The following is a 22,202-nucleotide window of genomic DNA, read 5'->3' as shown; positions in this document are numbered from 1 at the left end:
CGGATCAATCGAGCGGACCGCCGGGAACGAGCAGCGGTCGCAGCTCGCTCGTCGAGAGGGTGATCTCGTCGCTGCAAGCGGCGAGCGCATGGATGAAGCGCGGTTCGATCACCAGCCGGTCGTGATCGATCCAGAAGGAGAAGCGGTCTCCCGGCGCGGCGACGAACTCCTCCCAGGGCTCGCGACACTCCTCGTCGAGCCCGCTCGGCAGGTGCCGGGCGAGCAGCTCGGCGAGTCGGTTCCGGCTGGCCTCGTCGCGTCGCAGGATCGCGGGGAGGTCGATCGACCGGCCGGTCGTCAGGTCGAACACCATTCCGGCGAAGAACTCGTTGGGGTAGGCGGCGCCGGTGCAATAGCCGCTGACGGCCACACGCAGGGCGAGAAAGCGCGCGTCGAGCTGCGTGACCTCGCCCGCCCACGACCAGTCGCCGATCATGCCCGGGTCACAGGACGGCGTCGTCGCTTCGTGCTCGATCGCCCGATTGAGACGCTGCGCGGCCTCCCGGTTCGTCAGCCCGACGAGTTGCGGATAGCTCACTTCGCAGACGATCCTGCCGTCCTTGCTCTCGCGGCGGCGGACCATCTCGACCCGCACCGCGTCGGCAGACCGCGGCGAGGCGGCCGCCGCGGCGTCTCCCGGCGTAGCGCGAAGCGCGGCCACGCGAGCGCGCAGCGCCTCGGCGAGACAGGCCGCCGCGCCGCCGCAGCGTTGATCGCGCTCTTCGAGCCAACGGCGCTGTGCGGTGCGCAGGGCGTCGCGTTCCCCCTGCGGAGTCCGATCCCGGGCGCTCTGGAACGCTGCGTTCAGCTCGCGGTCGAGCCGCAACAACTCCGCCGAGCCACAGACCGTCCGCTCCGCCGGTGTGGCGGCCTTGGCGCAGTCGATGGCCAGAAGGGGGTCGAAAGCGAAGCTCGCCGCAAGGACAGTTCCCACGGCGAATGGAGCAAGCGATCGCTGGCGGATCATGCAGGGTCTCCCTTTCGCGAGGTGCGGCTCGTCGGAACGAGCTCGAGCGACCGATTCTGGCTCGCCCGGCCGTCGGCGGTACGTCACCAACGTCACCGCCCTCCTGGGAGCTTCGTGGACGCGGTGGCGATCGCACCCCCCTCCTCGTTGCGGGTCCGGTTCTCCTGCGGGGACAACCGGAGCCCACTCGGACGACCCTTCCCGGTCCGCAGCGGCTCTCGAGGGCTTCGCCGTCACCGCGGCACCGACCGCGGTACGCTCGGCGAGCGATGCCGCGGATCCTGGTCGATGCCGATGCCTGCCCGGTGAAGGAGGAGGTCTACCGCGTGGCGCGGCGGCTCGCCGTGCCGGTCGTGGTGGTGGCCAATTCCCGTCAGCGTGTGCCGCTCGAGGTGGGCATCGAGCTCGTCGTCGTGGCGAGCGGCCAGCTCGACGACGTCGACGACTGGATCGCCGAGCGCGCCGCCCCCGGCGACGTCGTCGTCACCGCCGACATCCGGCTCGCTGCCCGCTGCCTCGCCGCCGGTGCACGAGCGCTCGCTCCCGACGGCCACCCGTTCACCGAGGAGGGGATCGGCTCCGCACTCGCCACCCGCGAGCTGCTCGCCGACCTGCGGGAGCTCGGCCATCTCGGTGGCGGACCCGGGCCCTTCTCGCGCCAGGACCGCTCGCGCTTCCTGCACGCCCTCGACGAGGCGCTGCGCCGGACGGGGCGGCAGACCTAGGAGCGCCCCGCTCGTCGTCTCGCCGCCCCTCGCGGCGGGTGGTCTCGCCGGGCGGCTGTGGCCTCCGAGATCCATCCTCCTTTCCTTTCAACGGTTTCGCAGCCTCTCGCCCCCGGCGCCAGGATCGGCGCCGCGACGTCTCCCGGAGGGGGACAGGCGGGCCCGGCGCTGGCCCTTGCCGCACCACGACTTTTCCTGCACCATAGTCCGCGACCTGGTTAGTCCGATTATCGCCAGCGCCCGAAAGGGCCGTTCCGGGATGCTCCCGTGCGGCGAGTCGGATTCCGTGACGTGAGGAGGGTAACGATGGACAGAAGAACGATGTGGGATCGGCTTGCCGCAGCCGTCGGCCTGGCCATCCTGATCTCTGCAGGTGCCCAGGCGACGACCAAGGGAGGGGAGCAGGAGTCGGTAGCCCCTGCCTACGTTCGCGCCGAGGTCGATCGCGGCGCGGGCAGTGCGCCGCAAGCTGCCTACACCTACCACAACAACACCCCGATCGCCGTACCGGACAATTCCTGCACCACCGGAAACACGGTGGCAACCATCACGGTTCCCGACTCGTTCTACGTGTCGGACCTCAACGTCGGCCTCTGCATCACGCACACCTACCGCGGCGATTTGCGGCTCCAACTGCGCGGCCCCGATGGCACCACGGTCACCCAGGTCCTGTGGGGCCAAGGGAGCTCGGCCGACAACGTGAGCGTCCTCTTCGACGACTCCGCCACCGGCGTCATCGACGGCACCACCGCTCACAACGTCGCCGGCTGCAGCACCAGCCCGCCGACCTACGCCTACACCTTCCAGCCGATCCAGGCCCTCTCGGCATTCCAAGGGAAGGCGGCGGCCGGCACCTGGACGCTCGAGTTCTGCGACAGTGCCACCGGCGACACCGGGACGATCAACCAGTGGTCGCTCTACTTCCAGTCGATCGACGGCGTCGGTCTCTTCCCACCCTCCCAGAACGCGGCAAGCTGTCCCGGCGAGCCGGTGACCTACGATCTCGATCTGTTCAATGCGACCGCCGCGCCGCTCACCGCGGATCTGGCCTACTCTTCGACCTTCCCGGCGAGCGGGCCGGCCACCGTGGGACCTGTCGCTGCGGGCAACTCCGCGCCCTTCTCGGTCGAAGTGACACCCCTCAGCGCAGCCCAATTCCCCGCGACCGACACCTTGACGGTCGACGCCACCTCCGGGGCGCTGACCTCGAGCGCCACCGCCGCCACCACCGTCGACCTGTTCGACGCCTTCGCCGATGTCGCCTCGCTCACCACGGGTCGCGGCGTGCGCTACCACTCGCTCGTCTACGACAACGGCAAGCTCTACAAGATCGGTGGCGAGGACCCGACGGTTCGCGCCTACCTCGACATCTACGACATCGCCGGCGGTAGCTGGACGGCGGGGGCGGACATGCCCGCTGTCCGCACCGGTACCCGCGCCGTGGCGATCGGCGGGAAGATCTACGTCGCCGGTGGCGGGTCGACGACGACGACCGGCTCGAACACGCTCTACATCTACGATCCGCTGCTGAACTCCTGGTCGACCGGAGCGACGCTGCCGGCCGCCCGCATGCTTTACGCCGGCGTCACCGTGGGCGGGAAGTACTACGTCATCGGCGGCGGAACGTCGAGCACGACCTACCTCAGCACCATCTACGCCTACGACCCGATCGCCAACACCTGGGACACGACGCTCCCCAACATGAGCTCGGCTCGTCTGGGCGCCATGGCCGGAGTCATCGGCGGCAAGATCTACGTCGTCGGCGGGCGCAGCGCCTCCTCGACGTTCGTGAGCACGATGGAGATCTTCGACCCGGCGCTCGGCACCTGGTCGACGGGCACGAGCCTCCCGGCCGCGCTCGGGGTGACCGGCTGGGTACAAGCGGCCGAAGGCGTCATCAACGACCGCTACCTGATTCTCGCCGGTGGCTACCTCGCGACGCTGACGGCCTCGAACTACTACCTGGTGTTCGACCAGGTGACGAATGCCTGGTACCTTCCGGGCTCCCTGAATCACCAGGTCTACGGCTCGGCCGGTGTGGGCGTGGGCGGTACCTTCTGGTTCGTCTCAGGCCGCATGTACGAGAACGCCGCCTTCAGCTACAGCCTCTATGCGACGCACAGCGTACCGTGCGCCGTTCCTCCATCGGCAGGCGGCAACGCGTACACCACGCCCTTCGGCGTCACGCTGAACGTCGCCGCCCCCGGTGTTCTCGTCAACGACTCCGATCCGGGAGCTCTTCCGCTCACCGCGCAACAGCTCTCGAGCCCGCTGCATGGCACGTTGACGCTGGCCGCGGACGGCTCCTTCACCTACGTTCCGAACGTCGGTTACTGGGGCCCGGACGCCTTCACCTATCGGGCCACCAACGGCGCGCGTGTCAGCGACCCGGCGACGGTGACTCTCGGAGTGGATGCTCCGCTGCCGGCGCTCGTCGGCGGCACGAAGACCGCAGCCGGTACCTTCGCGGTCAACAGCACGGTGACCTACACCGTCGTACTGAGCAACACCGGCACCGGACCGCAGCAGGACAACGCCGGCGACGAATTCGTCGACGTCCTCCCGGCGACCCTCGCGCTCGTCTCGGCGACGGCGACGAGCGGGACCGCGGTGGCGACGCTCGGCACGAACACGGTCACCTGGAACGGGGCGATTCCCGCCGGCGGCAACGTGACGATCACCATCACCGCCACCGTCAACCCTGGAACGATCGGCCAGTCGATCAGCAACCAGGGAACGATCCACTACGACGGTGACGGGAACGGCAGCAACGAGGCGACGGCTGCCACCGACGACCCGACGGTCGGCGGGGCCACCGACCCGACGGTGATCGTCGTCACCGGTAGCGTGCTCGAGATTCCGACGCTGTCCGGCCTCGGGATCGCCGCGCTCGCACTCGTCCTCGCAGGCCTGGCGATCGTGCTCCTGCGCCGGCGCACCGTGTAGAGCGACCCGCGCATCGCGCAGTACGGCCCCGGTCCCCGCCAGGGAACCGGGGCCGCTTGCTTCAGCTCCCCTTCATCTCCCAGCGCACCAGGGCGAGATTCAGGTTGACGAGGGTGTTGTCGTGGCGCGCGCTCTCGGCGAGCGCCTTGGCCTTGGCGGCGTCGCCCTGTCCGGCATAGGCCTGCGACAGGTGGTAGCGGTTCAGCGGATTGAGCTGGTTTGCCGCCTCGAGCTCGGTGATCGCCGCGGCCCATTTCTTCTCGGCGAGCGCGATGCGACCGGCGATCTCGTGGCCCAGTCGCACCTGGAACGGATTGCCGGAGGCAGCGACCGCTGCGCTAAGCGCCGCCGACTCCTGCTTCGCCGCGGCGAGGTCGCCCTGGGCGAGCGCCACCTTCGCCCGGGTGTAGATCGCGAAGCGCCGCTGGTTCTCCTTGTTGGCCGGCGCGACGTTCGGCGAGGCCTCCACCGTGTCGACCGCCTTCCTGTAGAACCCGGCGGCAGCCGCGGCGTCGCCCGCGGCGAGAGCCAGGTCACCCATCGGCACGTAGTCGCCGGCCATGCCGAGGGCGTCGTGGATCTTCTCGGCGAGGACGAGCTGCTTGTTCATCTCGCCCTGCGCGGCGGCGAAGTTCCCCTCGAAAGCGTAGGAGACCGTCTTGGCGAAGAGGCCGGCGCGGCGCTGTCCGTCGTCGCGTGCCGCGGCGAGCATCGCGTCGAGCTCGCGGCGTGCTTCGCTCCCCTTCCCCTGGAGATCGAGACAGGTGGCGATGCCGAACTGCGAGTTGACGAAGTCGGGCCGCACGGCGAGCGCCTTGCGGTAGAGGGCGATCGACTCGTCGAAGCGGCCGAGCTTGAGGAGCAGCTCGGCGTAGGAGTCGTACGGGTTCGGGTCGTCCGGGAGGACCTCCGTGTACTTCTTGAACGCCGCCTCCGCCTTCGCCATCTCGCCGAGGAAGCGATAGCTGTAGCCGAGCTGGTTGTAGATCTGCGAGAAGCCGGGAGCGATCTTCGCGGCCCGCTCGTAGAGTGCGATCGCCTCGCCGTAACGCTGCGTGCCGAAGTGCGTGTTGGCGAGCAGCAGCAGCGCCCGCTCGTCGCCGGGGAACTTCTGCACCAGCTCCTCGTAGAGCTTGAGCTGCGCGGCAACGTCGCCGCGGCCGCCGGCGTCGGCGCCGCGGATCACGAGCCGTTCGCCGTCGGAGACCTGGTCGGCGAGCGCGACCGCCCGGGCGATCTTCTCGAAGAACGCCTTCGGGCTCGGCTGCGTGTTGGCGAGGCCGAGCCAGGCGAGCGCGAACTGCGGATCGGCAGCGACCGCCTTCTCGAAGAACGGCCGCGCCTCCTGGACGCGGAGCCGCTCGGCGAGATCGCGCCCCTGGAGATAGGCGGCGCGTGCGTCGGGGGAGGCGGTGGTGATCGGGACCTTGCCGGGAGGCGCCGCATCCGCCGCGAAGGCGAGCGACGCGACGCCGGCGAGAGCGAGAGCGAGTCCAAGGCGGAGGGCAGCGGACGAGCGGCGTGAGGTCATGGGGTTCTCCTTCCCGCGGGGCATCGCCCGAACGTCGCGCTCGGGCGATCAGCGGTCCGGGCAGTGGCTGTCTGGGCCGTGAGCTGGGTACGGGAAGAGCGGAGTCGGGTTGCGGCGGGTTGCCGCGCAAAGCCCGAATTGCCGCGCGACTGGTCCCGTGCCATCGGCCTCCGGTCCGTGCGGGCACACGGTCCGCCCCGCGGCGCGAGCCGTTCGTCCCATGGTGCACGCGAAGGCGGGAGGCTCCCGGAGCCGGAGCGGCGTGCCACCCCCCGAGGCGGCCGCACCGCGAGGTGCGCCGAGGTCAGCGATGTCGTCGGGTGGTGCGGGAGGAACGGGGCCGCGCCGGCGACGGCGCGGCCCCCGGACGGCTCACGATCCGCTGCCGAGGAGCTCCTGGAGCCAGGAGCGGCAGGTCGCGTACCAGAAGAGCGAGTTGTTCGGCTTGAGGATCCAGTGGTTCTCGTCCGGGTAGTAGACGAGCCGGCTCTTCACGCCGCGGTTCTGCAGGGTGTTGAACAGCTCGACGCCGTGGTTGACCGGCACGCGCAGGTCGAGTTGACCGTGGATGACCAGCGTCGGCGTGTTGAAGTTGCCGGCGCGGTAGTGCGGCGACGAGGTCTTGAAGATCTCCGGCTTCTGCCAGAACTCGCCGTGGCGGCTCTTGCCCGCGCCGTAGTCGGCACCGATCTGCGTGTACCAGTCGTAGACCGCTGCGTGGGCGATGAGCGTCTTGAACGGATGCTCGCGCCCGAGCAGGACGGTCGCGAGATAGCCGCCGAAGCTGCCTCCGCCCGCAGCCATCCGCTTGGCGTCGATCCAGGGCTTGGCGGCGAACCAGCGCGCCGCGAGGATCGTGTCCTGGTAGGGCAGCTCCGACTGCAACGGGTTGATCGAGTCGGTGAACGCCTGCCCGAAGCCGCTCGAGCCGTGGAAGTTGTGCCAGGCGACGACGTAGCCCCAGCCGGCGAAGATCTGTGCGTTCCAGCGCGGTTGCCAGGCGTCGGTGACGCCGTTGTGCGGGCCGCCGTGCAGGAGCAGGTAGAACGGGTACTTCTTCGTGCGGTCGAAGCCCGGCGGGTAGTTGACCCACATCTGCACCGGCTCGCCGTTGGCGCCGGCGTAGGTGACGCTCTCGTAGGTGCCCCAGTCGACGTTGGCGAGGATCGCGTCGTTGAAGGTCGAGAGTGCCGTCGCCGCGCCGCTGGCGAGGTCGACGCGGACGAGCGTGGGCGGCTCGACGAAGCTCGAGCGCAGGGCGACCATCGTCTTGCCGTCGGCCGAGAGCGCCAGGGACGAGAAGCTGCGTTCGCGCGTGACCGCCGTCGGCGCGCCCCAGGGGAGGGCAATCCGGTAGACGCGGCTGGTGCCGGCGTCGTCGATGGCGCCGTAGAGGGAGCGCGAGTCGGGAGCCCAGACGAGGCCGCCGACCGAACGGTCCCAGGCGTCGGTGGCGACCCGGTTGGTGCCGCTCGCCCGGTCGTGCAGCACCAGGCGGACGCGATCGCCGTAGAAGCCCTTGATCGTCTGCCGTCCGAAGGCGAGCGCGCGACCGTCGGGCGAGTAGAGCGGACCGTCGTCGTCTCCCGGGTTGTCGAGCGTCAGATCGCGCGCCGTGCCGCCCGTGGCCGGCACGACGAAGATGTCGAGGTTGCCGTCGACGCCGCTCTTGTCGATGTCGGAGGCGAACGCCACCTCGGTGCCGTCCGGCGCGATGTCGTAGGAGCCGGTGCCGGGCTCCGAGCGGGTCAGCGAATGGCCGGTGCCGAGGGTGATCTTCTGCGGCTCGCCACCGGCGAGCGCGATCGAGAAGACGTGGGGCTCGCGATCGTCGAGGTAGTGGTCCCAGTAGGAGATCGGCGCCTTGTCCCAGACCTTGGCGCTGACCTTCGACTCCTTGCGCTCCTTCAACCGCTTGCCCTGATCCTCCCAGGTCGCGAGGTCGGTCCACACCCAGGAGACGAAGGCGAGGCGCTGCGAGTCGGGGAACCACTTGACGCTCTCGGCGCCGGTCGGCACCGAGGTGAGGCGGCGTGCTTCGCCACCGCTGACCGGGATGACATAGAGCTGTCCGTCCTCGTCGCCCTCGCGCTTCGACTCGAAGGCGATCCACTTGCCGTCGGGGCTCCAGACCGGGCTCGAGTCGCTCGCCTCGTGGGTGGTCAACTGCCGCGCCTCGCCGCCGGCGGTCGGCAGGAGCCAGAGGTCGGACTTCCCGGCGTCCTTGGCGAGGTCGATGCGCGTCACCCCGACGACCGCCCAGGCGCCGTCGGGCGAGATCGCCGGGGGACCGATCCGCGCCAGCTTCCAGAGGGTCTCGGCGGTCATCGGACCGCGCGTCGCGGTCGCGGGTGTCGGGTCTCCCGGCGTCGCCGCGCCGAGCGGCGAGGTCAGGACGAACAGGGCGGCCAACGCGAGGGCACGCGAGGCACGCCACGGGGTGGCGGTCACGTTCATGGTCGAAGCTCCTCCGGTCGAATCGCGCCGATGGCGCACGAAGGAAAGCTAGCACGGCCGGCGCGGGCCGCTCGTCCGGCGCAGGGGGGCCGCCGACGGGCGCGGCAAGGTGGAGGCAAGGCGTCGAGAGATGATCCTGCGCCCACCGCGGTGAAGCTCGAGCGACGGCGTGTCAGTCGCGCGGGAAGACGACGCCGGGTCCTTCGCTCCAGGCGGGAGGCTCGACGCGCCCGGCGGGTTCGCCGAGGGCGATCGTCGTCGCCGGCCGGACCGTGCCCAGCCCTTCGACCGGGACGAAGTTGCCGTGGGCGGCGACCGGCTTGCCGTCGAGGAGCTGCTGGAGCTCGCTCAGCCGGCTCGCGAGCGGCTTCGGGAGGATGGGAGGGCGATTCCATCGGATCTCCTCCCAGTCGGTGCTGAAGGGGACGTTGATGCGCGAGCCTCGGCCGAGGAACTTGAACTCTCCGGCCGACCCCTTGTGCCAGCACCGCGTCTTCAGCGAGCGCCGCGTCATCGGCGTCTCCGGCCGTGCCGCAGCCGGGTCTCCGTCGAGCTCCCAGCGCTCGTAGAACACGCAGACCCAGCGAAATCCGCCGTTGGCGAGCGGCGCGAAGGTGGCCATTTCGAGGGCGGGCTTCGCCGCCGCGTCGCTCACCGGCCGGAACGAGGTGATCCAGAACCAGTCGTCGCGCCAGCTTCCGGCGGTCGCCTGTCGCACGACGTCGTCCCAGAGCCGTGCGGGGGTCCCTCGTCCGGCGCTGGCGTCGCGGCTCGCCTCGCTCCGGTTCGCCGGGGGCGTCGCGCCGGTCGGCGCATCGTCGAGCGGGTTCACCGCGACGTCGACCCGTCCGGTGGAGAGGACGGATGGCACCTCTCCGCCGGAGACGGCGGCGACCGCCAGCGCCAGGACGCAAGCGGCGAACAGTGACTGGGCTCCACGGGTCCTTCGCATCGAACGCCTCCCGTTCGCGGTCTCCCTCGGCTCTCCGCCTTGACGCACCTTTGACCGCCGGCAGAGCATACGAGGATCGTGAAGACCTTCTCCATCAAAGTCGACCCGCTCACCGGCGAAGAATTCTGGGAAGTGTACCTGCGCGGCCAACTGCTGCTGAACGACCCGTTGCTCAACAAGGCTTCGGCGTTCACCCAGGAGGAGCGACGCGCGCTCGACCTCGACGGCTTCCTCGGCGCCGGCACGTCGGACGTCGACACGCAGTTGAAGCGCATCCTCGACGCCTACGCGCGCAAGTCCGACGACCTCGACAAGTTCATCTACCTGCAGTCGTTGATGGACCGCAACGAGGTGCTCTTCTACCGTCTCCTGGTCAACAACCTCACCGAGATGGTGCCGATCGTCTACACGCCGACGGTCGGCCTCGCCTGCCAGCAGCTCAGCCGCATCACCCGCCGCTATCGCGGCGTCTACCTGAGCCCCGACACGATCGGGCGGATCGACCAGATCCTGGAGAGCGTCTCGTTGCCGAACGTCTCGCTGATCGTCGTCACCGACGGCGAGAGGATCCTCGGGCTCGGCGACCTCGGCTCGGACGGCATGGGCATCCCCGTCGGCAAGGTCAAGCTCTACGTCGCCGCCGGCGGGCTCCACCCGGCCTGCTGCCTGCCGATGTGCCTCGACGTCGGCACCCACAACCAGGCGCTGCTCGACGATCCGCTCTATCTCGGCTGGAAGCACCCGCGTCTCGAAGGGAGCGCGTACTGGGAGTTCCTCGAGAAGTTCGTCCTCGGCGTGAAGCGTCACTTCCCCGATGCCCTCGTCCAGTGGGAAGACTTCGCCAAGCACAAGGCGTTCACGCTGCTCGAGCGCTATCGCGAGCGGGTGCTCTCGTTCGACGACGACATCCAGGGCACCGGTGCCGTCGCGCTCGCCGCCGTCACCACCGCGGTGCGGATCAAGAAGAGCCGGTTCGCCGACCAGCGGTTCCTCATCGCCGGTCTCGGCCAGGCCGGCATCGGCATCGCCCAGAACATCCGGACGCAGCTCAAGGCCGAGGGCCTGTCGGACGCCGAGGTCCACCAGCGGATCTTCGCCGTCGACCTGCCGGGCCTGATCTGCGACGACATGCCCGACTTGACGCCATGGCAGCAGCCGTTCGCCCAGCCCCGCGCGGCCCTCGCCGGCTGGACGCTCGCCTCGCCGGACCGCATCGACCTCCCGGACGTGGTGCGCAACGCCCGGCCGACGGTCCTCGTCGGGGTGACGGCGCAGCCGGGCCTCTTCGGCCGGGAGGTGCTCGAGATCGTCACGCGGTACGAGCCCGAGCCGGTGGTGCTCGCGCTGTCGAACCCGACGAGCAGCTGCGAGTGCACGCCGACCGAGATGGCCGCCGTGACCGGCGGGCGCGGCTTCATCGCCACCGGCAGCCCGTTTGCCGACGTGCACGTCGACGGGCGTGTCCTGGTGACCTCGCAGTGCAACAACCTCTACGTCTTCCCGGGGGTCGGCCTCGGCGCTCTCGTGGCGAAGGCGACGAAGGTTACCGACGCGATGTTCCTCGCCGCCAGCCGCACCCTGAGCGCGCTGGTGACGCCCGAGCAGGAGGCGCGCGGCTGCCTGCTCCCGCCGATGGAGGACATCCGCGCCGTCTCCCGCGCCGTGGCGAAAGCGGTCGCCATCGAAGCGCGCGACGCCGGTCTCGGCCGCCTCGTCGACGACGCGACCTACGACGAGATCATCGCCCGCGCGCAGTGGGAGCCCAGGTATTCGCCGTTCCGACCGGGTGGCGATCCGGCGCCGGCGGGGCCGGGGTGGCGGCGGATGCTCTGAGCGCCGAAGAGGACGGCCTGGACCCACCTGTCCCGCTGCGGCGCCCGGCCACGATGGGCGAACCCCGGCTCGACGAGCCCGCGAAACGCTCGTCAAGCGCCCGTCGGCCGGTGCTTCAGGCGCCCTGGTACATCTCGCGGATGAGGTCGGCGTAGCGCTCCATGGCGAGGTTGCGCTTGACCTTCATCGTCGGGGTCAGCAGCCCGTTCTCGATGGTGAACTCCTCGACGAGGCGAAAGTCCTTGATCGTCTCGAAGGAGGGGAGATCGCGGTTACGCAGGGCGATCTCGGCGCGGATCAGATCGTGGGTCTGGGTCTCGCCGAAGAGGTCGGTGAGGTTCCTGAACGCGATGCCGCGCCCGCGTGCCCACTCCTCGACGTTCGGCCCGTTGAGTGTCACCAGGGCGGTCAGGAAGGGCCGCCGGTCGCCGATGACGCAGGCCTGGGCGATGTACTTCGAGGTGGTGAGCGCGCCCTCGATCGCCGACGGCGCGATGTTCTTGCCGCCGGCGGTGATGATCAGGTCCTTCTTGCGGCCGGTGATGCGTAGATGTCCGTGGGCATCGATCTCGCCGAGATCGCCGGTGTGCAACCAGCCGTCGGCGATGGTCTCGGCGCTTTCCGCCGGCATCTTGTAGTAGCCCTTCATCACGTTGCGACCGCGGTAGAGCACTTCGCCGTCGGGGCCGAGCTTCTGCTCGATGCCCGGCCCGGTCGGACCGACCCAACCGAAGCGGTAGTCGTCGACGCGGTTGACGTTGGTGAACGAGGTGTTCTCGGTCATGCCGATCCCTTCGAGGATCAGCACGCCGGCGGCGTGGAAGAAGCGCCCGATCGATGGCGTCAGCGGCGCGCCGCCGCTGATGCACCAGCGCACCCGCCCGCCGAGCGCCTCCTGCACCTTGTGGAAGACGAGCCGGTTCGCGAGGCCGTACTGGAAGGAAGTCCACGCCGGGACCGGGCGCTTGGCGACCTTGCAGTCGCTCACCTCGCCGCCGACGCGCACCGCCCAGCGGAAGATCGCCAGGGCCGCCCCGCCCTTGGCTTCGGCGCCGCTGACGATCTTGGTGAAGACCTTCTCGTAGACCCGTGGCACCGAGGGGAACCAGTGCGGCCGCACCAGCTTGAGGTCCTCCGGCAGCGTCTCGAGGCTGCGCGCGAAGGTCGTCGCGACGCCGGCGATCAGCGCGGTGAAGGCACAGGTGCGGGCAAAGATGTGGGCGAGCGGCAGGAAGAGGATCACCTCGTCGTCGGGACGGATGTCGGCCGAGCCGAGCACCGACTGCGCGGTGAAGGTGATGTTGTCGTGCGTGAGCATGGCGCCCTTCGGCACCCCGGTCGTTCCCGAGGTGTAGACGAGGGCGGCGATGTCGCCCGGGCGGACGGCGGCGATCCGCTCGTCGAGCTCCTCGTCGGTCGCCTTCGCGCCGAACGCGAGGAACGCTTCGAAGCCCATCACCCAACCGTCGTCCTCGACGTCGCCTTCCATCACCACGACGCGCCGCACCCGCGGAATCTCGCCGCGCACCTCGAGCATCTTGTCGAGCTGCTGGCGGTTCTGCACGAAGACGAGCACCGCGTCGGAATGGTCGACGATGTGCCGGCAGTCCTTGGCCAGCAGCGACTGGTAGATCCCGACGGTCGCCGACCCCATGCTCTGCACCGCGAGGTCGACCAGCACCCAGCGGTAGCAGCTGTAGCTCAGGATGCAGACCTTCTCGTCGCGCCCGACGCCGAGGGCGAGCATCGCCCTGGCGGCAGTCCGCACCTCGCCGTAGAACTCCTTCCAGGTCACCGACACGCTGCGCCCGCTGCCGTCGAGCAGGGTCCGGAAGGCGGTCCGCTCGCCACAGCGATCGACCGTGCGCTTCAACATCTCGTGCACACTGCGGTAGTCGACGAATTCCATGCACCCTCCCCAGGAGCGCGGCCCCACAGAATCTCGAACCGTTCGGTCGGAGTCTATTCTGAGTCGCCTGCGGCAGCGAGTTCGGCGAACGAGCACGGCCGTCCTGGCAGCTCCGGTCCGGCCAGGGCACGAACCAGAGCTCACCAGCAGCGCCGGCGATTCAACCCGGCGTGAGCTTTCGGCGGAGTCTAGGTCGTGGCTCGGGGGAGGTGCAGCGGGGCAACAACGAGACTCGCGGCTCGGCGAGCGCCAGGACGGCGATCACCCGGTGTCGCCACCGGCGGGCGGCAGCGCCGCCTGGTGAAGTTCCTCGAGGTCACCCGCCGCCAAGGAGCCGGTAGCCGCCCGCTTGAGCCGATCGCCCGCCGCTGTCACCGGTGCCCGCAAGCAGCTCGGTCGATTAGCCGCCTTGCAAGTCTCCGCCGTCTATGTGCACTTTCGCGCGCAGCGCGTCGGCACCGCGACCCTCTCGGCGCAGGGAGCGCTGGCAAAATGGGGCGCTGGGGGTCCTGCGCCCCGTCCCCTCTTGGCATGGGGCCCGCTCGGGGCTACCCGGTCTTCCCACCCCCTGAAACCCCCCGGCTCCGAGGGCGTCGCCCTACACTCCCGTCCGCCGGGTGGGAGGAAGTCGTCGACATCGTCTACCTCGAGGACTTCTCACTGACCAGCGCGGAAAGCAGATCGCGAATCGCGGACAGTGATTCCCTCGCGCCTGTGCGCGTCGTCATGTTCCGACCCGTGTATTGAAAGGCCAAGACGCCTCCAAGCGACTTCACTCTTCGCGCCGGCTCGAACTCGGCGGAGCGGTCCGCGAAGCGAACGGTCTTCGGCTTCTTTTCTCCAGGCAGGAGCACTTCCATCGACAGCCACATAGTTGCGTCGTCGGAATCGACTCTGACGCCTGCAAATCGCGCGAGCTCGAAGGCCCGATCCTCCCAGCCGCAGGGCTCGTGGAGAGGTTCGAAGACCACCGACTTGGCATTGATTTCGAGAATCGCGTCGAACATCTCGGCTGTGATCTTGGTGTCGCGATGGCGAACCGGGATACGAACGGTCTCACCGGCCACGATCGCCTTCTTTCCGAGCTCGACGAACCGCCCACCCTCATCATTGAGAAAGCAGCCTTCCGCCAACGACGCGACAGCGGCCGGATCATCCGGGAGGTAGAGCGTGAGCGTCTTGGCGATTTCGGCGCCCGTCCGAAAGTCCTTCTTGTCGCGGGCACTCAACAGGCTCTCTCGGAGGACTGCGACCGCTTGTGGATTCACCGTCAGCCCAGAGTCGACTCGGCGCCTTTCTCCAGGCGAAATCGTCAACTCGTGGCGGACCGGTTCGCAGGCCGGGCAACCGAAGACGATCACGTGATGACCCGGCTCGACTTCGACCGGCGCACCGACTTTCCACGACACTTCCCTGTCATCGATCGTGACCGATGCCCCCGCTACGTCGGTCGACCATTCGATCATTGCCGGCCCGGGAAGCAGCTTCTGCTCGACGACCGTCTCTTCGCCGGCGCTGAGTGTGACCGAGCCACTCCAATCTTTGAATCCCGGTTTGCGAAGAAGCACGCCGTGCTTGCCTGGGGTAAGGCCACCGATGCGCGCGATGCCCGAGCTGTTCGTCTTCCTCGGCGAGCCGCCGTCAATGACGGCCTCGCTCTCGCCGGGCTGGACCTTCAGCATTAGGATCGGCCCAGAAAGGCGCGAACGGAGGACCGCCAGCGTCTCGCTCCCCACGCCCTTCGAGCGGAGTTGAGCGAGGAGGTCACGTGTGACCGGAAACGCCACCCCTCTTGACTGAATCTCGGCGGCAATCTCAGTGTCCGGCTTGCCGATCAGGAGGAAGGACTGGATCTCGCCAAGGCTCACCGGCGTCGCGGCCTCGGCCGTTCCCACGATCGCGATGAATGCCAGCAACAGCAGTGCACAGACTGCGGGGACGGCACATTCGCTCTGAGTGCGGCGCATGGCTGCCGTCACCCTCCGTGACTGTCTTTCAGCGCGTGCTTGATCTCGCCCACGTCCCCTGCCAGCGCGATCCACATCCCGCCGATCTCCACGAGCACGCCCAAGCCCCAGACGACAACGAGAAACAGGACAACCACACCTCCCAAGGTCACAGCGGACCTCCCCCATCGGGGGTGATACTGAGCGTCGATCTCCTTGGATTGAACCTCGAGAGACTCCATCCTTGTCTTCAAGCCGGCTATGGTTCGCGAGAGCTCGACTTGAGCCTTCGTTTCCTCAGCTCGAACCGCCGCCTCTGCTCCTGCCAGCTCCACCTCAGCGACGAGAGCGTCCTTCCAGGCGTCTAACCAGCGAACCAATGGCCCCTCCGCGCCACCAGCCCACGAGGCGGCCTCCATGCGCGCTCGAAGCCGACGATGAACGTTGCCGATCTCGCGTGCTGTCCGCGCTCCAGCCTGACTTGTCTCCGAGAGGACGAAGTCGAAAAGAACCTTCGCTTCCGCCGATTGCCTGAGCTCGGACTCGAGAGAGCTCATCGTTCCTCTCGCCGCTCGCTGGGCGGCCTCTCGGGGAGCTCGATACTGAACCAGCGCTGCGGCGACCCTGCTCTCGGCGAGTGGAGCTTGGGCTTGAAGCTCCAGCTCCTTGGCCGCCAGCGACTCCCTCGCCTCGTCCAGACCCTTTCGCACCTCCGCCCGCTGCTTGCGCAACCACTCTTCGGGCAGCAATGCGTTCCAGGAGACGACTGCGCCGCCGGCGAGGATCACGATTCCCAACATGAGGAGAGCGGCCTTCTCCAGGTCCAGCAGTTTGTGGAGGAGGTAGAGGCCTCGATGCTCGGTGAGCTTGTCGCCGCTTTCGCCGAGGTCGGCCAACTCACCGGCGAGTCGTCGCATGTACCTCCACGGCGCGACGACGCCCGAGACGACGATGCGCAGCAGGCCGAGAACGAGACTCGGTGTCCGTCTGCCTGCCACCGCGGCAAGCAGGCCCAGGAAGACTGCCAGCGCCACCCCCACGCCGACCAACGACGTCATCAGCCCCTGCACTGCACTAGCCAACATGTTCATCGCTCCCCCCGAAGTGTTGGCGATTCGAGCCGGCCATGACAAACGCGCAAGTCGGCTCGAGCCGCACGGTCGTACCACTGGTGTTCCGCTTTCTGCAGCCTCCCGGAGAAGAGAATGGCCACAATCGCATCCCGGTTCATCTGCAGGCAGCAGGTGCGCGCTAGCTCGGCGTTCGCAGCGATTGGGAATGGACGGGCTGCCCCGGTCCGCGAGTCGCCGCCCACTTTCCTTCTTTCGAACAACCGTCGACCTGTCCGGTGGCGCAGTCCTTCAGCGCCCGAGGGCTCGAGAGAACAGGTTCTCCTGGATGCCACGCTGCGAGGGCGGCGAACCGAACAGGCGAAGGAAGCTCGTCCGCGAATGCGGGGAGAGCACGCCGCCCGAGCAAACGCTGTGCGCCCGTCCGCTGGAGATTGATCGCGGTGCGCCCACAACGCTCAGCCGAGCGGGTTACCCTCCCCATTCGTCCCCCCCCTTTTCCGGCGATTGGAGGCTGCCACCGCTCGCCCGCAATGAACACATCCACGAGGGTGGCGAGGACCCACCCAATCGCGCAGTCCGCTCTGGCCGACGAATCGCAGGGCGGCGTCTCGCGAAGTGCCCTCACGCCGCAGTCCTGCTGTCCGATCGGTTGGCGCCCCGTGCGGCAGCCCGTGCTCGTGCGAAGGCGCAAAGGGAGGCGGACTGCACGGCAGTCTTGGGAAGGATGAGCGGGGGCCGAGCAGCCTCATTCGTCGCCGAGCTCGACGCTGCAGCCCGACCCGCTAACAGAGCCACCTTGCCCTCCGTGACCGGCACCAGCGCGATCTCGTCCTCGGCGAAGAGCTCGAGAACGTCGGCGGCGACACTGCCCACCTCGAGGCCTTCACCAACTTCGTCCGACGAAAGTGCCTTTCAGAGCACCTCCCCCGGGGCTTCGAGGAGGCCCGTGGCCACCTCGAAGCGTGGCGGATGGACTACAACCACGAGCGGCCCCACGGGAGCTCAGGCCGCGAGGTGCCGGCCCGGTACCGGGCCGGCACCTCGATCCAGACGGGCTGGAATCACTCCGAAAAGTCGCAGACCTAGTGGCTCAAGATCGGGGAGGAGAGCCCATTCAGCACGGACTCTCTTCCCGGGCGGACCGATCACACGAAAAGGCTCACGAAGGCTACCCACCAGCCCGATCTCGCCAGCAACTCGTCGGGAGCTTCGCGATGCGAAGCTCCGCCCCGGGACGACTGCCCAGGAGGAGTTGAATGCCTGTCAGGACAACCGAACGAAGTGGCACAGCCAGAGCGAGGAGTCGAACCGCCAACCTACAGATCCGAAGGCGTTTCAAGCACCAAACTGTCAAACAGTTGGAGCGACGGGAAAGCCCGACCAGCTTCGCTCTCGGCCCAGGTGACCTACCCTGCTGTGCCTCTCGACTTCCCTTTGCTTCGTTCGGTCCTGGTTGCTCCCCGGCATCTCGTCGGAGGGCCACGGAGGAAGGCGCCCCATGGGCGCCCTCGCCCCTGAGCGGCTACCCGCCGCATCAAGGGCCGAGTCGCAGAATGGTGCCCGACGCGCCTACTGCGAACGCGCTACTCCCGGTCTTCGTCCACACGCCCGAAAGCGACTCCGTGGTCCCGCTGTCCATAGGCGACCAGATACTCCCGTCGTAGTGGACGATCGTTCCCGCCCCCCCGACCGCGAAGACATCCGTCGCCCCGCTCCCAGCTATCCCTAAAAGCCACTCGCTGGTAGCAGGTGGCATGGATGTCCAAGCGCTGCCGTCGAAGTGGAGAATCACGGCGCCGAACGAGCTTCCCACCACGAACACATCCCCGGCACTCGAGCCCCAGACGCCCATCATGGCGGGGCCGGAGTACGACTGCGACCAGTCCGCGCCGTTGTAACGGAGGACCATCCCGCTGAAGTAGCCGCCCGGCGCGAACACGTTGCTGCCACTGCTGCCCCAGACGCTCCGAATGAAAGTGGTCGAACCACTCGTCATCGGAGACCAGTCGGTACCGTTGTAGTGGAGGATCGTCCCCGAAGCCCCGACGGCGAAGACATCGGTCGCACTCGCTCCCCAGATGCCCAGAAGTTCCGCAATCGTTCCACTCGTCATCGCAGACCAAGCGGTGCCGTTGTAGTGGAGGATGGTGCCTGCAGCGCCAACGGCGTAAACGTCTGTTCCCGAGTCGCCCCACACGCTCGTAAGGTACTGCGTCGTGCCGCTCACCATCGGCGACCAGGCGTTGCCGTCGTAGTGGAGGATCGTGCCGGCGTCTCCGACGACGAAGACATCGTTGTCGGCAGTACCCCACACCGCGTAGAGAACGGCACTCGTGCCGCTCACCATCGGGTTCCAGGTCCAGACCTGGGGCCACACAGCACTCCACTCTGCCAACGCTCCGGACTCAAAGCCGCTGTCGAATTGGAAGTTCTGCCAGCTGAACACCGCCCCGACCGTCACGGGCGACGTCATCGTCAGAGTGCACGTCTCATGTCCGGAGCAGGCACCTTCCCAGGTAGCGAACCTCCACGCCGGTCCTGGAGTGGCAGTCAAGGTCACCGCGGACCCATGAACCAAGGTCTCCGTACAGTCCGTCCCGCAGTCGATTCCCGTGGGCACACTGGTCACGGTCCCAGTTCCGGGTCCGGAGAGCGTCACGCTGAGAGCGTAGGTCTTCAGGGCGAATGTCGCGGTGACCGCTCTCGCGGCATCCATCGTCACCTGGCAGGGGTCCACTCCCGTGCAGGCGCCGCTCCAACCGGTGAAGGTCGAGCTCGCCGACGGCGTGGCAGTCAGCGTCACCTCGGTGCCGAAACGATAGGTCTCGTTGCAGTCGGCGCCGCAGTCCACGCCGACGGGAGCGCTCGTCACGTTTCCTGCACCTGGACCTGCTGTGGTCACCGTCAGGATCCCCGGAATGGAAGTGGGATCGAGTGGATTCGACGCGTACTGGACCTCGACCGGGTCCGTGAAGCCATCGCCATCCGAGTCCGCGTCCAGAGGACTCGTTCCAAGTCCATCCTCGACTCCGTCGAGGAGCCCGTCGCCATCACTGTCCGGATCGTCGATCCCCGTTCCACGCCGAGCTTCCTCGGAATCGCTCAACCCATCGTGGTCGCGGTCGTCATTCACGGCGACGTTCGAGAGGAAGCCCTCGTGCCCATCGGCGTAGCGAGCCGCCACGGCGTAAGCCCGAACCGGGTCGCCTTCGGCGGCCGCCCAGCCGTGGCCGGTCGCGAAGCTCGTGACGGTCGAGGTCCCGAGAAGTGAGAGGTGGGCGTCGGTGTCGAGCTTGCCGTACACCGCATAGCCGGTGACGCCCGCGTCCGGGCTCGCGCCCCAGCTCAGTTGAGTGAGGCCGGCCAAGTAGTCGGCCTGCAATCCAGCCGGCGGCGGTGGCGCCAAGTTCACAGCAATTCTCTCCGGGGACGCGCTGTCGACGCTGAAGCCGAAGGTGAACGGTGTCGTGCCGTCGAAGTAGCCGAGCCATGAGTTGCTCGCACTCACCGTGTCGTCCTCGTAGCCGAGCGCGACGCTGAACTCTCCCGGGTAGGCACCGCCGAGGGCCACCGCCCACGAGCCGTCGGCCGGCGTATCTACGTCCAGGCCCGAGCTATCCGCCGCGAGCTCGACCGAGCCACCCGCGATCTCCTCGAAGAGCGCGACGCTCCCCGGTTCGATTCCGAGCCTCTGGCCCCCGGGGCTGGTGAGCAGTGGCTGGGTGCGGCCCGACAGGTGGAGAGCGAGCCGGGGCACGATCGCCTCGGGCGTGCGGCCCGGCTTCGGAGGCCGCGCGATCCCGGTCAGGTACTGGACGATCTCGTCGGCGAAGGCGCCGACGAGGCCGGAGTGCGCTCCGCGGCTCTCGGGCGCCCAGCCCACGGGCGGCGGCAGGTAGGCACTCACTCCACGTACCGTCCCGTCCCCCCAGTCCTTCTCGTAGTCCCCCGGGCTCAGCGTCAGCCACACCTGGGTGCCCGGGTTGACGGGCGCGAGGCTCAGCCTCGGGGTGCCGTCCTGCCAAAGCTCCAGCGCCGAGTTGGGTGCCTCCTCGAAGACGCGGAGGCTCTTGAGCGTCGGCTCCTCGATGCTCGCGAAGACCTTCGACCGCACTCTGTTGGGGTCCGGGTCCCCCGGGCCGACCAACCGGCCGAGATTCTGGTTGAGGTCGTCGAGCACCAGGTTGGCGTTGGCCGTCGTCTCGATCCCGCGCGGTGCCGACGTGGGCGGATAGAGGAAGTCGACCTCGGGAGCCGGCAAGAGTTGGCGGAGAGCCGGCACGTGCCACCGAAACAGTTGCCGCATCGAGCGCCGGTACCCGACCCGGTCAGCCCCGTACTCCCACCGATCCTTCGGGAGGGCCGCCGCAGCCGTTTCGCCTCGGTGGGTCTCGAAGAGCGCGTGCGAGGCGCGGCGGTAGAAGTCGAGCTGCCCCATGAAGAACCCGGCTCCGGAGAGAGTCTCGCCGATGGCGTCGCCGAGGACCGGATCGCCGCCCTCCCAGAGCGCGTAGGCCACCGCCGCGCCATGGTTCGGCGCGCCCACCATCGCAAGCTTGTCGATGTCGCTCGGTTGCGGGAAGTCGGGATGTCTGATGTAGGCGCGCGCGACGAGGCCGCCCATGCTGTGCGCCACGATGTGGACGCGGCTCTGGCCTGAGCGGGCGAGGGCCTCCTCGATGACTGGCGCCAGGTAGGTGGCCGCGGCCTCCGGCGCCTCCATCCTCCAGTCGTACGGCACCGGGAAGACGGTGCAGCCGAGCACGTAGCCGGGGTCGGCGTCGTGGAGGCGGTCGGCGAGGTGGCGCCAGCCCGGCTGGCCCAAGAGATCGAAGAGCCCGCCGAAGCTGGAGTCGCTCTCCGTTCTGCACCAGTCGCCGGGGCGCGCATCGCGCTCGGGCAGCCGCGGAACGAGCGAGCTCGCGCAGCCGGCGGTCGAGCCCATGATCCCCGGCACCAGGAGCACTGGCACCAGCCCCGTCGGGTTGCTGCACTCGGAGCCCGGCGCCTCGAAGACCAGCGTGTTGCCGGGGTTGCAGGTGCTGGTGACGAGGTGGCGGTCGACCTCGAGCCCGGCGACGACGGCCCACGCCTCCCGCTCTCCCGGCGCCACGAGGCCCAACCGGCATTTCCCACTCGCGCCGGTCACGCAGGCCATCCCGGAGTCGAGGTGGGCCTCCGCACCGGCGACCGGCGCCCCGACACCGTCGAGTACCAACGCGTCGAGCCAGGCCAGCGGACAGTTGAGCGAGCCGACCTCGACCGCGAACGGGTTGCTCGTCCCTTCGAGCCCGCCGCCGCTGGCCGAGAGCACCACGTTCGCCCCGGGCGTGTCGAGGACCACCTGCTTCGTCCCCACTCCATTGACCACCCGCACCTGCCCGGGCGACCGTGACGGCGGCGCATCGATCACCAGCGAGCCGTTCCACCCGACGGTCACGCCACCGTCCTTCACCGTGAACGTCACCGGAAACGCCATCCCCGCTGTCTGCGGCGAGGCGATGGTCGAGATCTCGACGTAGGTCCCCGACCGCAGGTCGATGGTGAAATTTCCCGACTGTCCGCTGCCGGCGAGCGCGGGCGCGGCGAGCAAAGCGAGCGCCGCGAGGACGGTGCCAGCGTGGCGCGTGAGGTGGCTCATGCGGACCTCCCAAAGTCGAGAACAGGATCCCAATCGCAAGCGGCGACTTCCTACTCACTGAAACGGTGCAGCGGCGCATCGTTGAACCCCTCGAGCGCCACCGGAATGCTCTGGGTGAGGAGTTTCAGTCGCACAATGTCCTCAACCCCACTCCGTCCAGGCTCGACACGGATTGGGGCCGCTGTTCGACGGGGCTTGTCGACAAGGCAACAAAGCCAAATC

General features: G+C 68.5%; 11 protein-coding genes and 1 pseudogene. 4 read left to right on the top strand and 8 right to left on the bottom strand.

What is annotated here, in order from left to right; translation table 11 throughout:
* Window positions 1-4 precede the first annotated feature (4 nt).
* On the bottom strand, window positions 5-967 hold the full coding sequence (locus tag IPJ17_02790) for a DUF1311 domain-containing protein (protein ID QQR74537.1): 963 nt from the start codon (window positions 965-967) through the stop codon (window positions 5-7).
* Between the two features lie 269 nt (window positions 968-1,236).
* Between IPJ17_02790 and IPJ17_02785 the strand changes: the two genes are divergently transcribed.
* Both IPJ17_02785 and IPJ17_02780 read left to right on the top strand, forming a co-directional pair.
* A complete protein-coding gene (locus tag IPJ17_02785; GenBank protein ID QQR74536.1) occupies window positions 1,237-1,692 on the top strand; it encodes a YaiI/YqxD family protein in 456 nt (151 codons plus the stop codon).
* 306 nt (window positions 1,693-1,998) lie between these two features.
* Entirely contained in the window at window positions 1,999-4,638 is a 2,640-nt protein-coding gene (locus IPJ17_02780) for a proprotein convertase P-domain-containing protein (protein ID QQR74535.1), read from the top strand.
* A gap of 61 nt (window positions 4,639-4,699) precedes the next feature.
* Here the strand turns inward: IPJ17_02780 and IPJ17_02775 are convergent, their stop codons facing one another.
* From IPJ17_02775 to IPJ17_02765, 3 genes are all read right to left on the bottom strand, one after another.
* The gene (locus IPJ17_02775) at window positions 4,700-6,169 is read right to left on the bottom strand and encodes a tetratricopeptide repeat protein (protein QQR74534.1); all 1,470 of its coding nucleotides are present in this window, start codon (window positions 6,167-6,169) and stop codon (window positions 4,700-4,702) included.
* Window positions 6,170-6,541: 372 nt separating this feature from the next.
* Window positions 6,542-8,626 (bottom strand): S9 family peptidase, encoded by a 2,085-nt coding sequence (locus IPJ17_02770; protein ID QQR74533.1) that lies wholly within the window; start codon window positions 8,624-8,626, stop codon window positions 6,542-6,544.
* 172 nt (window positions 8,627-8,798) lie between these two features.
* Window positions 8,799-9,578 (bottom strand): hypothetical protein, encoded by a 780-nt coding sequence (locus IPJ17_02765; GenBank protein QQR74532.1) that lies wholly within the window; start codon window positions 9,576-9,578, stop codon window positions 8,799-8,801.
* 78 nt (window positions 9,579-9,656) lie between these two features.
* On the opposite strand from IPJ17_02765, the gene IPJ17_02760 reads away from it, so the two are divergent.
* On the top strand, window positions 9,657-11,411 hold the full coding sequence (locus IPJ17_02760; protein QQR74531.1) for an NAD-dependent malic enzyme: 1,755 nt from the start codon (window positions 9,657-9,659) through the stop codon (window positions 11,409-11,411).
* A gap of 115 nt (window positions 11,412-11,526) precedes the next feature.
* Here IPJ17_02760 and IPJ17_02755 read toward each other — a convergent pair whose 3' ends face one another.
* From IPJ17_02755 to IPJ17_02745, 3 genes are all read right to left on the bottom strand, one after another.
* On the bottom strand, window positions 11,527-13,320 hold the full coding sequence (locus IPJ17_02755) for a long-chain fatty acid--CoA ligase (protein QQR74530.1): 1,794 nt from the start codon (window positions 13,318-13,320) through the stop codon (window positions 11,527-11,529).
* Between the two features lie 641 nt (window positions 13,321-13,961).
* Window positions 13,962-15,287: a PEGA domain-containing protein gene (locus IPJ17_02750; protein ID QQR74529.1), complete on the bottom strand. Its 1,326-nt coding sequence runs from the start codon at window positions 15,285-15,287 to the stop codon at window positions 13,962-13,964.
* Window positions 15,288-15,295: 8 nt separating this feature from the next.
* The gene (locus IPJ17_02745; GenBank protein QQR74528.1) at window positions 15,296-16,324 is read right to left on the bottom strand and encodes a hypothetical protein; all 1,029 of its coding nucleotides are present in this window, start codon (window positions 16,322-16,324) and stop codon (window positions 15,296-15,298) included.
* Window positions 16,325-17,206: 882 nt separating this feature from the next.
* Here IPJ17_02745 and IPJ17_02740 point away from each other — a divergent pair.
* Window positions 17,207-17,425: pseudogene (locus tag IPJ17_02740) on the top strand (transposase).
* A 448-nt stretch (window positions 17,426-17,873) separates the two neighbouring features.
* On the opposite strand, the gene IPJ17_02735 reads toward IPJ17_02740, so the two are convergent.
* Window positions 17,874-21,980: an alpha/beta hydrolase gene (locus tag IPJ17_02735; protein QQR74527.1), complete on the bottom strand. Its 4,107-nt coding sequence runs from the start codon at window positions 21,978-21,980 to the stop codon at window positions 17,874-17,876.
* Window positions 21,981-22,202 lie beyond the last annotated feature (222 nt).

The organism is Holophagales bacterium (assembly GCA_016699405.1).
In the GTDB taxonomy this organism is placed as follows: Bacteria; Acidobacteriota; Thermoanaerobaculia; order Multivoradales; family JAGPDF01; genus JAAYLR01.
Note: the sequence above shows the minus strand (reverse complement) of the source record. Positions and strands in the feature narration are given on the sequence as shown.

Coding starts and splice junctions, on each gene's coding strand:
- IPJ17_02735 (QQR74527.1), bottom strand. CDS start 21,980: ATGAGCCACCTCACGCGCCACGCTGGCACCGTCCTCGCGGCGCTCGCT.
- IPJ17_02785 (QQR74536.1), top strand. CDS start 1,237: ATGCCGCGGATCCTGGTCGATGCCGATGCCTGCCCGGTGAAGGAGGAG.
- IPJ17_02775 (QQR74534.1), bottom strand. CDS start 6,169: ATGACCTCACGCCGCTCGTCCGCTGCCCTCCGCCTTGGACTCGCTCTC.
- IPJ17_02770 (QQR74533.1), bottom strand. CDS start 8,626: ATGAACGTGACCGCCACCCCGTGGCGTGCCTCGCGTGCCCTCGCGTTG.
- IPJ17_02755 (QQR74530.1), bottom strand. CDS start 13,320: ATGGAATTCGTCGACTACCGCAGTGTGCACGAGATGTTGAAGCGCACG.
- IPJ17_02745 (QQR74528.1), bottom strand. CDS start 16,324: ATGACGTCGTTGGTCGGCGTGGGGGTGGCGCTGGCAGTCTTCCTGGGC.
- IPJ17_02790 (QQR74537.1), bottom strand. CDS start 967: ATGATCCGCCAGCGATCGCTTGCTCCATTCGCCGTGGGAACTGTCCTT.
- IPJ17_02765 (QQR74532.1), bottom strand. CDS start 9,578: ATGCGAAGGACCCGTGGAGCCCAGTCACTGTTCGCCGCTTGCGTCCTG.
- IPJ17_02780 (QQR74535.1), top strand. CDS start 1,999: ATGGACAGAAGAACGATGTGGGATCGGCTTGCCGCAGCCGTCGGCCTG.
- IPJ17_02750 (QQR74529.1), bottom strand. CDS start 15,287: ATGCGCCGCACTCAGAGCGAATGTGCCGTCCCCGCAGTCTGTGCACTG.